This is a genomic window from Pseudomonas sp. 3B-A001-10F (genome assembly GCF_056313565.1).
This window is the reverse complement of record NZ_JBQYFW010000014.1, coordinates 111,994-128,038: the sequence shown is the minus strand read 5'-3', so window position 1 is coordinate 128,038 and position 16,045 is coordinate 111,994. Positions and strand designations below refer to the sequence as shown.

Below are 16,045 nucleotides of genomic sequence, written 5' to 3'. Positions count from 1 at the left end.
TAATTCACCAGCTTATCCCGAGGGTTGATCATGACCGAGTTGGCGCGATTGAAGTTCTATGCCACTCAGCCTCACTCTTGCAGTTATCTGCCCGAGGAGCAGGCCACGACCCTGTTTCTCGATCCGAGTCAGCCCATGGATGTGCATGTCTACGCAGACCTGTCGGAAATGGGCTTTCGTCGCAGCGGCGATCATCTGTACCGTCCGCATTGCCAGAACTGCAATGCGTGCGTGCCTGCGCGCATTCCCGTGGCGCAGTTCATGCCCAATCGTCAGCAGAAGCGGATTCTCAAGCGCAATACGGATTTGCAGGTGCGCCCGGCCAAACCGCAATTCAGCGAAGAATATTTCGATCTGTATCAGCGTTACATCGAACAGCGTCACGCAGACGGCGACATGTACCCGCCGAGCCGTGATCAGTTCGCGACGTTTCTGGTCCGCGACTTGCCGTTCTCGCGCTTTTACGAGTTCCGACTCGACGGACGGTTGCTCGCCGTGGCGGTCACCGATTTACTGCCGAACGGTTTGTCAGCGGTGTACACCTTTTACGAACCCGCCGAAGAACGCCGCAGCCTTGGCCGATTTGCCATCCTCTGGCAAATCGCCGAGAGCCAGCGCCTCGGGCTTGAGGCGGTGTACCTCGGTTACTGGATCAAGAACTGCAAAAAGATGAACTACAAGACGCAATATCGCCCCATCGAACTGCTGATTAATCAGCGCTGGGTGATCCTCAACTAAACCCAAGCCGTAAACCCCTTGGCGTAAACCCCATTTTTCGGGCACAATGCACGCCGCTTTTGCCTGGCGCAGTTGCACCGGGCCATTCATTGGATACCGAGGGCTTTACTGCATGTCGAAAGAAGACAGCTTCGAAATGGAAGGCACTGTCGTCGACACCCTGCCCAACACCATGTTTCGTGTGGAGTTGGAAAATGGGCACGTCGTAACCGCGCATATTTCCGGCAAGATGCGCAAGAACTACATTCGTATTCTTACCGGTGACAAAGTGCGCGTCGAGCTGACGCCCTATGACTTGAGCAAAGGGCGCATCACTTACCGCGCTCGTTAATCAAGTCAATACAGAACGCCCGGTTTATGCCGGGCGTTTTTGTTTGTCTGCGTTTTGGGTTTTTGGGGGCATATCCGTTTTCTCGGGTGCTGCCGCTGGTGGTTTCGCTCTTACAGCGAGTCACCTTTTCCAAACGCCGAAAAGGTAACCCAAAAGGCTTTGCCCCGGCGTACGGCACTTCGCTGAAGCTCAGTGTTCCCTCGCTACGGTGTCCATCCGGGGGCATCGCCTACGGTTTGCTTCGCTACACCTCCTCTCGATGTATGCGGCTTCGCCGCACGGCGCTGCGCGCCTCCCCTCGGATGAACACCTTCGCTCGGCCTGCCGAAGGGGCAAAAAATCAAAAGCCAAAGCAAGATCAAAAGCCAGATCAAAAGCCCCTCACCCTAGCCCTCCCGAAACGTCGGACCGCCCGTAGGGAGAGGGGACTGACCGAGTTGTTTGGGAGAACTACGCCGACTTGGGATATCGAGTTGAACGCGAATTTTGAGAGGCCCACCATCGGCTCCCTCTCCTCGGGGGAGAGGGCTGGGGTGAGGGGTGAATCCACCACAAATCCAAAGCCGACCACGCTGTGCTCCTCACCACTCAACAGGATGAGCGTTAGCTCGGCTGCAGCTTTTGATCTGTAAGGCGACGTCGGAAGGCTGAGTGGAGGGATTGATCCGGGCGTGGGAGCGCAGCGACCGTTTGGCGCAGCCAAACACAGCGAGAGGAGGTGCAGCGAAGCAAACCGTAGGCGCTGCGCCCGGATCGATCCCGGAGCGAAGGAACCCCGAGCCCCAGCGAGCGGGCCGCACGTAGGAGCAAGCGTTTTTTGCTTACTTTTTTTGGCGTTTGAAAAAAAGTGAGTCGCCGTAAGGGCGAAACCGTAATAAGCCATCACCGCAGCAACGGATATACACACAAAAACACCAGCCAACAAAAAGGCGCCCGAAGGCGCCCTCTTGATCCAAGGCCGTCAGGCCATTTCTGCGGTAGTCTCGAAGTCAAACGTCAACTCACCATCCTTGATGTCGATGTGCACCACACCGCCATGCTCGGCCAGCTCGCCAAACAGAATCTCCTCCGCCAACGGACGCTTGATCTTGTCCTGGATCAGACGAGCCATCGGACGCGCACCCATCGCCGAGTCATAACCACCCGCCGCCAGCCAACTACGCGCAGCATCAGTGACCTCAAGCAACACACGCTTGTCTTCCAACTGCGCCTGAAGCTCGGTAAGGAACTTGTCCACCACACTTTTGATGACCTCATGACTGAGGCGACCAAACTGGATAATGGTGTCCAGACGGTTACGGAACTCCGGCGTAAAGCTCTTCTTGATCACTTCCATCGCATCAGACGAGTGGTCCTGATGGGTGAAACCGATCGAAGCACGCGCCGCTGTTTCGGCACCAGCGTTGGTGGTCATGATCACAATCACGTTGCGGAAGTCCGCCTTGCGCCCGTTGTTGTCGGTCAGCGTACCGTGATCCATCACCTGCAACAGCAGGTTGAAGACTTCCGGATGCGCCTTCTCGATTTCATCAAGGAGCAATACGCAATGCGGCTGCTTGGTGATCGCCTCGGTCAACAGACCGCCCTGATCGAAACCGACATACCCAGGAGGCGCACCGATCAGACGCGACACGGTGTGACGCTCCATGTACTCGGACATGTCGAAGCGAACCAGCTCGATCCCCAACGCCTTGGCCAATTGCCGCGCAGCCTCGGTTTTACCAACACCGGTCGGGCCTGCGAACAGGAACGAACCGACTGGCTTGTCGGGTGATTTAAGCCCGGCACGCGACAGCTTAATCGCGGTCGACAGCGAATCGATCGCCGCGTCCTGACCAAACACCGTCAGCTTCAGGTCACGCTCCAGGTTACGCAGCAGCTCCTTGTCGGAACTGGTGACGTGCTTCGGTGGAATCCGTGCGATTTTCGCCACGATGTCTTCGACCTGTGGCACTTCGATGCGCTTCACGCGTTTTTCGACCGGTTGCAGACGCTGATAGGCGCCCGCCTCGTCGATCACGTCGATGGCCTTGTCCGGCATGTGCCGGTCATTGATGTAGCGCGAAGCCAGCTCAGCAGCGGCGCGCAACGACTCATCGCTGTATTCGATGTTGTGGTGCTGCTCGAAACGCCCTTTCAGGCCGCGCAGGATACCGATGGTGTCTTCCACCGACGGCTCGACGACATCGACCTTCTGGAAGCGACGCGCCAGGGCACGGTCCTTCTCGAAGATGCCACGAAATTCCTGGAACGTGGTCGAGCCGATGCAGCGAATGTCGCCAGACGACAGCAGCGGCTTGAGCAGGTTCGAAGCATCCATCACGCCACCGGAAGCAGCGCCGGCACCGATGATGGTGTGGATTTCGTCGATGAACAGGATTGCCTGCGGACGTTTTTTCAGTTCGTTGAGCAGCGCCTTGAAGCGCTTCTCGAAATCACCACGATACTTGGTGCCCGCGAGCAGAGCGCCAAGGTCGAGCGAGTAAACAACGCTGTTGGCCAGCAGGTCCGGCACCTGATTATCAACAATGCGCTTGGCCAGGCCTTCGGCAATCGCGGTTTTACCCACGCCCGCCTCGCCTACCAGCAGCGGATTGTTTTTGCGCCGGCGCGCGAGAATCTGCGCGACACGCTCGACTTCCGACTCACGGCCGACCAGCGGATCGATACGACCCTGGCGCGCGAGTTCGTTGAGGTTGCTGGCATAAGCATCCAGAGGATTGCCTGAAGAAGAAGACTCACCGCCCTCGTCGTCCTGCATATCTTGTTCACCTTCAGAGTGATCGCCATGCCCCGGCACTTTGGATATGCCATGAGCGATGTAATTGACGACATCGATGCGCGCAACGCTCTGCTGTTTCAGCAGGAACACTGCCTGACTCTCTTGCTCACTGAAGATTGCGACCAGCACGTTGGCGCCAGTCACTTCGCGTTTGCCCGAGCTCTGTACGTGGAAAACAGCACGTTGCAGTACACGCTGGAAGCCCAGGGTTGGCTGGGTTTCTCGATCTTCGTCATGAACGGGGATCAATGGCGTGGTGGAGTCGATGAACTCCTGCAGGTCATGCTTGAGTTTGTCGAGGTTTGCGCCACAGGCACGCAAAACGGTGGCGGCAGCCTCATTGTCCAATAGGGCCAGCAAAAGGTGTTCGACGGTCATGAATTCATGACGTTTCGAACGAGCCTCCTTGAAGGCTAGATTGAGGGTGACTTCGAGCTCGCGGTTTAACATAGCTTCACCTCATACCCAAGTGGTCGGCGATTAACCGTCCTTCTCGATTTCACAGAGTAGCGGATGCTGGCTTTCCCTGGCGTACTGGTTGACCTGCATGGCCTTTGTCTCGGCGATGTCGCGGGTAAACACTCCACATACTGCCCGCCCTTCTGTGTGGACGGCCAGCATGACCTTGGTCGCCAGCTCGCGATTCAGGTTAAAAAACACCTCGAGCACTTCGACGACGAAATCCATCGGTGTGTAGTCATCATTAAACAAAACCACCTTGTACATCGGCGGCGCCTGTAACGCAGGCTTTGCTTCCTGAACAGCAACGCCTGCCGAATCGTCGTCGTGCTCCTCTGGAAGATCCTTTTGGAGAAGCGGGCGATCCTGATTGAATGTTAGTCGAATCTGGCTGATTGCATGCATGGAAAGAAAGGTTCGTCAGTTGTGCAAATACAGTGGTGGGGGCGGCTGTCCACGTTTTCAACTCCGACTGCCCGGTCACCTTGACTATCGGGAAAACGGTGTTACAACCAATAGAACCCACAGTGGGTAAAAAAGATCCGCGGAGTCAATTCTTTTAACGAATAAGATTGCGGATGAATTGGATGATACTCCAGCGATGGAGTCTGTTGCAGAGGGATTTGAGCATGGCTGTCGGCAAGGTGAAATGGTTCAACAATGCCAAGGGATTCGGCTTTATCAATACCGACGCCCGCGAAGGCCGCGATGAAGACGGAAAAGAGATTGATTTCTTTGCGCACTACTCCGCCATTCAGATGGACGGGTATAGAACCCTCAAGGCTGGACAACTGGTGAGTTTTGAGATTGTTCAAGGCCCCAAGGGGCTGCATGCCCTAAAAATCACAAACGTCATCATTGAACCATCCAGCCCCGCTGAGAGTGCTGCTTTTGGCGCTGCCGCTGCCGCTGCCGCTGCCGCTGCCGCTGCCGCAACTGCCAAAGCGTGAGCTGACTGATCTTCACCTGAATACCCCAAGCAATAAAAAACCGCCTGACTCAATGAAGAATCAGGCGGTTTTTATGTGCCCGCGTTTTACATATGCGAAATCAGCGCATCGCCAAAGCCCGAAGACGAAACCAGCTTGGCCCCGTCCATCAGACGCTCGAAGTCATAGGTCACAGTCTTGGCCGAAATAGCGCCGTTGGTGCCCTTGATGATCAGATCCGCCGCTTCGGTCCAGCCCATGTGGCGCAGCATCATCTCTGCAGAGAGAATCAGCGAACCCGGGTTGACCTGATCCTTGCCGGCGTACTTCGGCGCAGTACCGTGGGTGGCCTCGAACATCGCCACGGTGTCGGACAGGTTGGCGCCCGGCGCGATGCCGATACCGCCCACTTCCGCCGCCAGGGCGTCGGAGAGGTAGTCGCCGTTCAGGTTGAGGGTCGCGATCACATCGTATTCGGCCGGGCGCAGCAGGATCTGCTGGAGCATGGCGTCGGCGATGGCATCTTTGACCACAACGTTCTTGCCGGTTTTCGGGTTTTTGAACTGCATCCACGGACCGCCGTCGAGCAGAGTCGCGCCGAATTCTTCAGCGGCCACTTCGTAGGCCCACTCTTTGAAGGCACCTTCGGTGAACTTCATGATGTTGCCTTTGTGCACGATGGTCAGCGAATCGCGGTCGTTATCGACCACATATTGCAGGGCCTTGCGCGCCAGACGCTTGGTGCCTTCCAGCGAAACCGGCTTGACGCCGATGCCGCAGTTTTCGTCGAAACGGATCTTGGTGACGCCCATTTCTTCTTTAAGGAACTTGATGACTTTGGTGGCTTCCGGCGAACCGGCCTTCCACTCAATGCCCGCATAGATGTCTTCGGAGTTCTCGCGGAAAATGGTCATGTCGACGTCGCCGGGCTTTTTCACCGGGCTTGGCACACCTTCGAACCAGCGCACCGGGCGCAGGCAGACGTACAGGTCGAGTTGCTGACGCAGGGCCACGTTCAGCGAGCGGATACCGCCACCGACCGGAGTGGTCAGCGGGCCTTTGATGGAAACCACGTAATCCTTGACTGCATCGAGAGTTTCCTGAGGCAGCCAGGTGTCCTGATCATAAACCTGAGTGGCTTTTTCCCCGGCGTAGACTTCCATCCAGGAAATCTTGCGTTTACCGCCGTATGCCTTTTGAACTGCAGCATCGACAACCTTGATCATCACCGGGCTGATGTCGACACCAATGCCGTCACCTTCGATGAAGGGGATGATCGGGTTATCAGGAACATTGAGAGAATGGTCTGCATTGACGGTGATTTTGTCGCCGACGGCTGGAACCTGAATCTTCTTGTAACCCATGCTGAACTCCATTGTTTGGATTGAACATCTGGCTTGGTCCGAGCGTAACCCAGTTAAATCAACACGCAAACCCTCTGTTCGTGGCGCGCCTACATCTCGTTTCGTACAAGCCTGAAAGCAAAGGGAAAAGCGCCAAACTCAAGCATTCGCGACGACTCTACGCCCGACCCCGCCCTGCGACCTTTAGACCAATGGACGAGAATCGTTGCATATGAACCATCGGCAGATTGCCAGCTACCTATGTATAATGCCGCCCGCTGACCACAGGGTCACGACGGCTGGCCTCTCTAGCACGAGACTTTCCGCCTGATTGGTCGGGTTGTTACCGCAGTCCGACTGCTTGACGCTCTACTGATGCACCCAACATCACCGCGAAGATTCTCGACATTCGGTTCATGGATGACTTTGAACGAACGCGCTTACCCGGCGCCCCTCGAGTTTCTGCGCACGCTTTAGCAAAGAAGAGAGAGTTAATCCGAATATGCCCACCCGCTCGAAGATCATCTATACCTTCACCGACGAAGCTCCAGCCCTCGCCACCTATTCCCTGCTGCCGATCATCGAGGCTTACACCGCCTCGGCCGATATCGCCGTGGAAACCCGCGATATCTCTCTTGCAGCACGTATTCTGGCCAGCTTCCCCGAGCAACTGGGCGACAAAGCCGTAGCCGACCACCTCGCCGAACTGGGCGACCTGGCCGTTACGCCTGAAGCCAACATCATCAAGCTGCCGAACATCAGCGCTTCGGTGCCACAGCTGCAAGCCGCGATCAAAGAGCTGCAAGCTCAGGGTTACAACCTGCCGGACTATCCGGAAACCGTGACCAGCGACGCCGACAAAGACGCCAAGGCGCGTTACGACAAGGTCAAGGGCAGCGCCGTGAACCCGGTTCTGCGTGAAGGCAACTCCGACCGTCGTGCACCGCTGTCGGTGAAGAACTACGCGCGCAAGCACCCGCACAAAATGGGCGCCTGGGCCAAAGACTCCAAGTCCCACGTCGCTCACATGAGCACCGGCGATTTCTACGGCAGCGAAAAAGCTGCCCTGATCGACGCCGCTGACGCCGTGAAGATCGAGCTGATCGCCAAGGACGGCACCGCTACCGTTCTGAAAGAAAAAACCACCGTTCAGGCCGGCGAGATCCTCGACTGCGCCGTGATGAGCAAAAACGCCCTGCGCGCGTTCATCGCTGCTGAAATCGACAGCGCCAAGGTCCAGGGCGTGCTGCTTTCGGTTCACTTGAAAGCAACCATGATGAAGGTCTCCGACCCGATCATGTTCGGCCAGATCGTTGCCGAGTTCTATAAAGACGCCCTGACCAAGCACGCTGACGTGCTGGCCGAGATCGGCTTCAACCTGAACAACGGCATCGGCGATCTGTACGCGCGCATCAAAGCCCTGCCGGCCGAGCAGCAAGCGCAGATCGAAGCCGACATGGCCGCCGTCTACGCTGCTCGTCCATCGCTGGCGATGGTCAACTCCGACAAAGGCATCACCAACCTGCACGTGCCGAGCGACGTTATTGTCGACGCCTCAATGCCGGCAATGATCCGTGACTCCGGCAAAATGTGGGGCACCGACGGTCAACTGCACGACACCAAGGCGGTGATCCCGGATCGTTGCTACGCGACCATCTACCAGGCTGTGATCGAAGATTGCAAAGCCAATGGCGCTTTCGATCCGACCACCATGGGCAGCGTGCCAAACGTTGGCCTGATGGCGAAGAAAGCCGAAGAATACGGCTCGCACGACAAGACTTTCCAGATCAAGGCTGACGGCGTCGTTCGCGTCACCGACAGCAAGGGCAACCTGCTGATGGAACAGGCTGTTGAAGCCGGCGACATCTTCCGCATGTGCCAGACCAAAGACGCGCCGATCCAGGACTGGGTCAAACTGGCCGTCAACCGTGCTCGCGCGAGCAGCACGCCAGCGATCTTCTGGCTGGACCCGATGCGCGCTCACGATGGCGTAGTGATCGAGAAAGTTCAGGCTTACCTGAAGGATCACGACACCACCGGTCTGGACATCCAGATCATGGCGCCGGTCGACGCCATGAAGTACACCCTGCAGCGCACCCGCGAAGGCAAGGACACCATTTCGGTGACCGGCAACGTACTGCGCGACTACCTGACCGACCTGTTCCCGATCATGGAACTGGGCACCAGCGCCAAGATGCTGTCGATCGTGCCGCTGATGAACGGCGGTGGCCTGTTCGAAACCGGCGCCGGCGGTTCGGCACCGAAGCACGTGCAGCAACTGGTTGAAGAGAACTTCCTGCGCTGGGATTCGCTGGGCGAGTTCCTCGCACTGGCAGCGTCCCTTGAGCACCTGGGTGTGAACTACAACAACCCGAAAGCCTTGGTGCTGTCGAAAACCCTGGATCAGGCCACCGGCCAGTTCCTCGACAACAACAAGTCGCCATCGCGCAAAGTCGGCAACATCGACAACCGCGGCAGCCACTTCTATCTGGCGATGTACTGGGCCCAGGCCCTGGCTGCCCAGACTGAAGACGCTGCACTGCAAGCGCAGTTCGCGACCCTGGCCAAAACCCTGACCGAGAACGAAGCAACCATCGTTGCCGAGCTCAACGCCGTTCAGGGCAAGCCAGTCGACATCGGCGGTTACTACCACGCCAATGCCGAGCTGATCAGCAAGGCCATGCGCCCAAGCGCAACTCTCAACGCGGCGATTGCTGCGCTGGTTTAAGGTTGTAAAGGGAACATCACAAACCCCGGCCTCGTGCCGGGGTTTGTGCTTTCAGAGTTGACACTTCCCCTGTGGGAGCGAGCTTGCTCGCGAAGGCGGCGAGTCAGTCAACGAAAATGTTGAATGATAAACCGCATTCGCGAGCAAGCTCGCTCCCACAATGGGAATGGGTTTCAACCAATAGATTGAGGAAGGTTTTATGGAATGGCTCCCCCACATCACCGTCGCCACCATCGTCGAGGACAACGGCCGCTTCCTGATGGTCGAGGAACACAAGGCTGGGCGTAACGTGCTCAACCAGCCCGCCGGCCATCTCGACCCGGACGAAACCCTGATCGACGCCGCCGTGCGCGAGACCCTCGAAGAAACCGGCTGGGACGTCGAACCTACCGGCGTGATCGGCATTTACCTGTACACCGCACCGAGCAACGGCGTGACTTACCAGCGCGTGTGCTTCAGCGCCAAAGCCGTGCAACACCACCCCGACTACCAGCTCGATGACGGCATCGTCGGCGCCAAGTGGCTGACCCGTGACGAATTAATGGCTCAACGCGACAACTGGCGCAGCGAGCTGATCATCCGTTGCATCGACGATTATCTGGCCGGCCATCACTTCAGCCTCGAACTGATCCGCCCTTCTCTTTAGCCTTGAGGCCGCGAGCCTGCTAGAATCGCGTCCTTTTTCAAGACACTCATTGAATCCCTATGCGTGATCCAGCCCCTTCTGACACATCCAAGAAGCGCGTCATTGTCGGCATGTCCGGCGGCGTGGACTCTTCCGTTTCCGCTCTCCTGCTGATCGAGCAGGGCTTTGAAGTGGAAGGCCTGTTCATGAAGAACTGGGAAGAAGACGACGGAACGGAATACTGCACCGCCATGGACGACCTGGCGGATGCTCAGGCTGTCTGCGACAAGATCGGCATCAAGCTGCACACTGCCAACTTCGCCGCCGAGTACTGGGACAACGTGTTCGAGCATTTCCTCGCCGAATACAAGGCCGGCCGTACGCCGAACCCGGACATCCTCTGCAACCGCGAGATCAAGTTCAAGGCGTTCCTCGACTACGCCATGATGCTCGGCGCCGACCTGATCGCCACCGGTCACTACGTGCGTCGTCGCGACATCGATGGCCGCACCGAACTGCTCAAAGGCCTCGATCCGAACAAGGATCAGAGCTACTTCCTGCACGCCGTTGGCGGCGAACAGATCGCCAAGACCCTGTTCCCGGTCGGCGAACTGGAAAAGCCGGAAGTGCGCGCCATTGCCGAGAAATACGAGCTGGCCACCGCCAAGAAGAAGGATTCCACCGGGATCTGCTTCATCGGCGAGCGTCGCTTCAGCGACTTCCTCAAGCAATACCTGCCGGCGCAACCGGGCGAAATCAAAACCACCGAAGGCGAAGTCATCGGCCGTCACCACGGCTTGATGTACCACACCATCGGTCAGCGCCAAGGTCTGGGCATCGGCGGTTTGAAAGACGCCGGCGATGAGCCTTGGTACGTGCTGCGCAAGGATCTCGACACCAACGAGCTGATCGTCGGCCAGGGCAACAACCATCCGTGGCTGTTCTCCGGCGCCCTGCTTGCTTCGGAAATCTATTGGGTCAACCCGATCGACCTGAGCCAGCCGCTGCGCCTGACCGCGAAAGTGCGTTATCGCCAGAGCGATCAAGCCTGCACCTTGGAAAAAACCGCCAACGGCTACCGTGCCGTGTTCGATGAACCGCAACGCGCGGTGACGCCGGGCCAATCGGTGGTGTTCTACGACGGTGAAATCTGCCTCGGTGGCGGCGTGATCGAAGTGGCCGAGCCGTGGAGCGGCCAGGCATGAGCCCGACTCAGGAGCAACTGACGGCGCTCGGCGGCGTGTTTCTCGCCGCCGTGCTGGTCGACCGGATCGCCAAGACCGGCCAGACCAGCGAGGCCGGCCTGAGCTGCATGCTCGGCAGCCTGCTCGTGCGCGACCCGAAGGACACGCTGGACGTGTACGGCGGCGACGACATCAATTTGCGCGAAGGTTACCGTGCACTGATTGGCGCCCTTGAACGCGACCCGAGCACGCTGCAACGCGAGCCGCTGCGTTATGCCCTGTCGATGCTCGGCCTGGAACGTCAACTGGCCAAGCGCAACGACATGCTCGACATCATCGGCAAGCGCTTGCCGCAGATCCAGTCGCAGGTCGAGCATTTCGGCCCGGCCCACGAAAACGTGGTCGCGGCTTGCGGCGCGCTGTACCAGGACACCCTGAGCACCTTGCGCCAACGCATTCAGGTGCATGGCGACATGCGCAATCTGCAGCAGCCAAGCAACGCCTCGAAAATTCGCGCCCTGCTGCTTGCCGGCATTCGTTCGGCGCGCCTGTGGCGGCAGCTCGGCGGGCATCGCTGGCAGCTGGTGATCAGCCGGCGCAAGCTGCTCAAAGAGCTGTATCCGTTGATGCGCAGCGAGTAAATCGCCGCGCAATAAAAGCTTTGTAGTCTGTAACGCGTAATACGCCGGTCAGTTGGCAACGGACCGGCGGATTTTTTCATGTATGATACGCGCCCCATTTCGTTGCCCGACTGTCCGAGAACACCCCATGCAGCTTTCTTCGCTCACTGCGGTTTCCCCTGTTGACGGCCGCTACGCCGGCAAAACCCAGGCCCTGCGCCCGATTTTCAGCGAGTACGGCCTGATCCGTGCCCGTGTTCTGGTTGAAGTGCGCTGGCTCCAGCGCCTGGCCGCCCACGCTGGTATCCCTGAAGTGCCAGCCTTCTCCGCCGAGGCCAACGCCGTTCTCAATGAACTGGCTGAAAACTTCTCGCTGGAGCACGCCGAGCGCGTCAAAGAGATCGAGCGCACCACCAACCACGACGTCAAAGCGATCGAATACCTGCTCAAAGAGCAGGCGGCCAAGCTGCCGGAGCTGGCCAAGGTCAGCGAGTTCATCCACTTTGCCTGCACCAGTGAAGACATCAACAACCTGTCCCACGCCCTGATGCTGCGCGAAGGCCGTGACGACGTGATGCTGCCGCTGATGCGCCAGACCGCCAACGCCATCCGCGAACTGGCCATCCGTTTCGCTGACGTGCCAATGCTGTCGCGCACCCACGGTCAACCGGCCTCCCCGACTACTTTGGGTAAAGAGCTGGCGAACGTGGTTTACCGTCTCGAGCGTCAGATCGCTCAAGTCGCTGCCGTGCCGCTGCTGGGCAAGATCAACGGCGCTGTCGGTAACTACAACGCACACCTGTCGGCCTACCCGCAGATCGACTGGGAAGCCAACGCCCGCGCCTTCATCGAAGACGAGCTGGGCCTGGGCTTCAACCCGTACACCACGCAGATCGAACCGCACGACTACATCGCCGAGCTGTTCGACGCGATCGCGCGCTTCAACACCATCCTGATCGACTTCGACCGTGACATCTGGGGCTACATCTCCCTGGGTTATTTCAAGCAGCGCACCATCGCTGGCGAAATCGGTTCGTCGACCATGCCGCACAAGGTCAACCCGATCGACTTCGAAAACTCCGAAGGCAACCTGGGCATCGCCAACGCACTGTTCCAGCACCTGGCGAGCAAACTGCCGATCTCCCGCTGGCAGCGCGACCTGACCGACTCCACCGTACTGCGTAACCTCGGTGTCGGCTTCGCCCACAGCGTGATCGCGTACGAAGCCAGCCTCAAAGGCATCAGCAAACTGGAGCTCAACGAGCAGAAGATTGCCGCTGACCTCGACGCTTGCTGGGAAGTGCTGGCTGAGCCGATCCAGACCGTGATGCGCCGCTACAACATCGAAAACCCGTACGAGAAGCTGAAAGAACTGACCCGCGGCAAGGGCATCAGCCCTGAAGCGTTGCAGACTTTCATCGATGGCCTGGACATGCCTGCCGAAGCGAAAGCCGAGCTCAAGCAACTGACCCCGGCCAACTACATCGGCAACGCTGTAGCGCAAGCCAAACGCATCTGATCGACCGCTTGATCCGTTTGAGACGCCCGGCCGCGCCGGGCGTTTTTATTCCCGTCTGAAAAGTGCTTTTTTTCAATAGGTTACATATGAATTCCGATATTCCTCTTCAACTTCTGGGCGGCCTCACAGCACGCGAATTCCTGCGCGACTACTGGCAGAAAAAGCCACTGCTGATCCGTCAGGCGATTCCTGACTTCGAAAGCCCGATCGACGCCGACGAACTGGCCGGCCTGGCCCTGGAAGAAGAAGTCGAATCGCGCCTGGTGATCGAGCACGGCGAGCGTCCATGGGAACTGCGTCGCGGCCCGTTCGCAGAAGACGAATTCAGCAAACTGCCGGAAAAAGAGTGGACCCTGCTGGTTCAAGCCGTCGACCAATTCGTCCCGGAAGTCAGCGAACTGCTGGAAAACTTCCGTTTCCTGCCGAGCTGGCGCGTGGACGACGTGATGATCAGCTTCGCCGCTCCGGGTGGCAGCGTTGGTCCGCACTTCGACAACTACGACGTGTTCCTGCTGCAAGGCCACGGCAAGCGCAACTGGAAAATCGGCCAGATGTGCGATTCCGAGAGCCCGCTGCTGCAACACGCGGACCTGCGCATCCTCGCTGAATTCCACGAGACCGAAGAATGGGTCCTGGAACCGGGCGACATGCTCTACCTGCCGCCGCGCTTGGCGCACTGCGGTGTCGCGGTCGATAACTGCATGACCTACTCGGTCGGCTTCCGCGCACCAAGCGCTTCCGAAGTGCTGACTCACTTCACCGACTTCCTCAGCCAGTTCCTGACTGATGAAGAGCGCTACACCGACGCCGACGCACAGCCTGCAGCCGATCCACACCAGATTCAGCACGATGCACTGGATCGCCTGAAAGCCCTGCTCGCCGAGCACATGAGCGACGAACGCCTGCTGCTGACCTGGTTCGGCCAGTACATGACCGAGCCACGCTATCCGGAACTGGTGGCCGGCCCGGAAGAAATCGAAGAAGAAGATTTCCTCGCTGCCCTGCAGGATGGCGCCATTCTGATCCGCAACCCGAGTGCGCGCCTGGCCTGGTCGGAAGTCGATGACGACCTGCTGCTGTTCGCCAGCGGCCAGAGCCGTTACCTGCCGGGCAAGCTGCGCGAACTGTTGAAGCTGATCTGCGCCGCTGACGCCCTGCACACTGACAACCTCGGTGAGTGGCTGAACGACGAAGACGCTTGCGGCCTGCTGTGCCAGTTAGTCAAGCAAGGGAGCCTGGGGTTCGCTGATGAATAAAATTCGCGTTCGTGTCGCAGACTGGCAGAAGGACATCGCCGAGATCCGGCGCATTCGTGAAACGGTGTTCATCGCCGAACAATCGGTGCCACCTGAGCTGGAGTGGGACGCGGATGACGCGACCGCCGTGCATTTTCTGGCGTTTGAAGGCGACTTTCCGATTGGTACTGCGCGCCTGTTGCCTGATGGGCACATTGGCCGGGTTTCGGTACTGAAAGACTGGCGCGGGATGAAGGTGGGTGATGCGCTGATGCAAGCAGTCATCGCTGAAGCTGAAGCGCGTGGCTTGAAGCAGCAAATGCTCAGCGCTCAGGTGCAGGCCACGGCGTTCTATGAGCGCCTCGGCTTCAGCCTGATCAGCGAGGAATTCCTCGAAGCCGGGATTCCGCATGTCGACATGGTTCGGCATTCGGTCTGAGCTCTCCCTGATCATTCCCACGCTCTGCGTGGGAATGCCTCTCGGGACGCTCCGCGTCCCTTGCGGCATGTGACGCAGAGCGTCACTGGCTGCATTCCCACGCAGAGCGTGGGAACGATCACGCCCCGACATCAACCGATGCCGGGGCGTTTTGCTGTCTACGATTCAACTTGCCCCACCCAAGGCCGACAAACTGGCAATATCAAGCCTTTCGAAAGCGGAGATAACGGACATGTCCCTACGCACCCTGCTCACCACCCTGCTGCTCGGTTGCAGTTTTTCGGTGATGGCAGCCACAGAAATCGTGCCCCTCAATTACCGCACCAGCACTGACATGCTGCCGATGGCGCAAGACTTCCTCGGCAAGGATGGTCAGGTCAGCGCCTACGGCAACCAGCTGATCATCAAGGCCGAGCCGGACAAGATTCAGGAACTCAAGGCACTGATCACCCAACTCGACACGGCGCCGAAACGCCTGCTGATCACCGTCGACACCAATGAAAACAATGGCCGTGGCGACGAAGGCTATTCAGTCAACGGCGCTCAACCAAACCAGACCCGCATCATCAGCCGCAGCACCGCCAGCCGTGAGGGCGGCGTCCAGCAAGTTCAGGCCACCGATGGCATGCCGGCGCTGATTCAGGTTGGCCAGAGCGTTCCGATCACCAATGTTCAGAGCGATTCCTACGGCGGTTACAACAGCCAGACGCAATACCGCAACGTCACCCAGGGTTTCTATGTCACCGCCAGCGTCACTGGCGACATCGTTCACCTGGCGATCAGTACCAACCGTGACCGCATGAGTCAGGAACGTCCCGATGTAGTGAACGTGCAAAGCACCGACACAACTGTCAGCGGGCGCCTCGGCGAGTGGATCACCCTCGCCGGCGTCAATCGCCAGACTCAGGCCGACAAACAGGGCCTGACCCGCAGCTACTCGACTCAAGGCCGGGATGACATGACCTTGCGGGTCAAAGTCGACGCCCTGGACCAAAGCACCGAAAACTGACTGATTAGTCGTATTAGACGAAAGATGTAGTGCCTAAAAAAAAGCACTACAAAACGTTTGACGGGGTAAAAAAGCGAAGGCATGATGGCCTCGCTCCCGCTAAT

General features: G+C 58.5%; 14 protein-coding genes and 1 pseudogene. 12 read left to right on the top strand and 3 right to left on the bottom strand.

The features are described from left to right. Positions 1 to 30 precede the first annotated feature (30 nt). Both AC0ZWN_RS15290 and infA read left to right on the top strand, forming a co-directional pair. On the top strand, positions 31 to 738 hold the full coding sequence (locus AC0ZWN_RS15290; RefSeq protein ID WP_093434294.1) for an arginyltransferase: 708 nt from the start codon (positions 31 to 33) through the stop codon (positions 736 to 738). A 112-nt stretch (positions 739 to 850) separates the two neighbouring features. Continuing rightward, positions 851 to 1,069 carry a translation initiation factor IF-1 gene (gene infA, locus AC0ZWN_RS15285; protein WP_002553999.1) on the top strand — a complete coding sequence of 73 codons (219 nt, stop codon included), beginning with the start codon at positions 851 to 853 and terminating at the stop codon, positions 1,067 to 1,069. 961 nt (positions 1,070 to 2,030) lie between these two features. Here infA and clpA read toward each other — a convergent pair. Together clpA and clpS are read right to left on the bottom strand one after the other, a co-directional pair. Further along, on the bottom strand, positions 2,031 to 4,301 hold the full coding sequence (gene clpA / locus AC0ZWN_RS15280; RefSeq protein ID WP_016987404.1) for an ATP-dependent Clp protease ATP-binding subunit ClpA: 2,271 nt from the start codon (positions 4,299 to 4,301) through the stop codon (positions 2,031 to 2,033). A 30-nt stretch (positions 4,302 to 4,331) separates the two neighbouring features. Next, a complete protein-coding gene (gene clpS / locus AC0ZWN_RS15275; RefSeq protein ID WP_016987405.1) occupies positions 4,332 to 4,715 on the bottom strand; it encodes an ATP-dependent Clp protease adapter ClpS in 384 nt (127 codons plus the stop codon). A gap of 224 nt (positions 4,716 to 4,939) precedes the next feature. Here clpS and AC0ZWN_RS15270 point away from each other — a divergent pair, with 224 nt between their 5' ends. Continuing rightward, a complete protein-coding gene (locus AC0ZWN_RS15270; RefSeq protein WP_476335604.1) occupies positions 4,940 to 5,260 on the top strand; it encodes a cold shock domain-containing protein in 321 nt (106 codons plus the stop codon). Between the two features lie 86 nt (positions 5,261 to 5,346). Here the strand turns inward: AC0ZWN_RS15270 and icd are convergent, their stop codons facing one another. Then, a complete protein-coding gene (gene icd / locus AC0ZWN_RS15265; RefSeq protein ID WP_007920207.1) occupies positions 5,347 to 6,603 on the bottom strand; it encodes an NADP-dependent isocitrate dehydrogenase in 1,257 nt (418 codons plus the stop codon). Positions 6,604 to 7,084: 481 nt separating this feature from the next. On the opposite strand from icd, the gene AC0ZWN_RS15260 reads away from it, so the two are divergent. From AC0ZWN_RS15260 to AC0ZWN_RS15220, 9 genes and pseudogenes are all read left to right on the top strand, one after another. Then, entirely contained in the window at positions 7,085 to 9,310 is a 2,226-nt protein-coding gene (locus AC0ZWN_RS15260; RefSeq protein WP_476335602.1) for an NADP-dependent isocitrate dehydrogenase, read from the top strand. 71 nt (positions 9,311 to 9,381) lie between these two features. Beyond that, positions 9,382 to 9,471: pseudogene (locus AC0ZWN_RS15255) on the top strand (metal ABC transporter ATP-binding protein); the annotation flags it as partial. Positions 9,472 to 9,509: 38 nt separating this feature from the next. Next, positions 9,510 to 9,956: an NUDIX hydrolase gene (locus AC0ZWN_RS15250; RefSeq protein WP_093434285.1), complete on the top strand. Its 447-nt coding sequence runs from the start codon at positions 9,510 to 9,512 to the stop codon at positions 9,954 to 9,956. A gap of 59 nt (positions 9,957 to 10,015) precedes the next feature. After that, on the top strand, positions 10,016 to 11,140 hold the full coding sequence (gene mnmA / locus AC0ZWN_RS15245; protein WP_016987410.1) for a tRNA 2-thiouridine(34) synthase MnmA: 1,125 nt from the start codon (positions 10,016 to 10,018) through the stop codon (positions 11,138 to 11,140). Next, positions 11,137 to 11,760 (top strand): high frequency lysogenization protein HflD, encoded by a 624-nt coding sequence (gene hflD / locus AC0ZWN_RS15240; RefSeq protein ID WP_016987411.1) that lies wholly within the window; start codon positions 11,137 to 11,139, stop codon positions 11,758 to 11,760. The genes mnmA and hflD overlap by 4 nt, the downstream gene beginning before the upstream one ends. Before the next feature lie 127 nt (positions 11,761 to 11,887). Further along, complete coding sequence (gene purB, locus AC0ZWN_RS15235; RefSeq protein ID WP_003223822.1) at positions 11,888 to 13,258, top strand: adenylosuccinate lyase; 1,371 nt, start codon at positions 11,888 to 11,890, stop codon at positions 13,256 to 13,258. 86 nt (positions 13,259 to 13,344) lie between these two features. Next, complete coding sequence (locus AC0ZWN_RS15230; protein WP_007920198.1) at positions 13,345 to 14,514, top strand: ribosomal protein uL16 3-hydroxylase; 1,170 nt, start codon at positions 13,345 to 13,347, stop codon at positions 14,512 to 14,514. Continuing rightward, positions 14,507 to 14,932 carry a GNAT family N-acetyltransferase gene (locus AC0ZWN_RS15225; protein ID WP_116256079.1) on the top strand — a complete coding sequence of 142 codons (426 nt, stop codon included), beginning with the start codon at positions 14,507 to 14,509 and terminating at the stop codon, positions 14,930 to 14,932. The genes AC0ZWN_RS15230 and AC0ZWN_RS15225 overlap by 8 nt, the downstream gene beginning before the upstream one ends. A 232-nt stretch (positions 14,933 to 15,164) precedes the next feature. Beyond that, on the top strand, positions 15,165 to 15,941 hold the full coding sequence (locus AC0ZWN_RS15220; protein WP_476335601.1) for a secretin N-terminal domain-containing protein: 777 nt from the start codon (positions 15,165 to 15,167) through the stop codon (positions 15,939 to 15,941). The last annotated feature ends 104 nt before the right edge of the window (positions 15,942 to 16,045 follow it).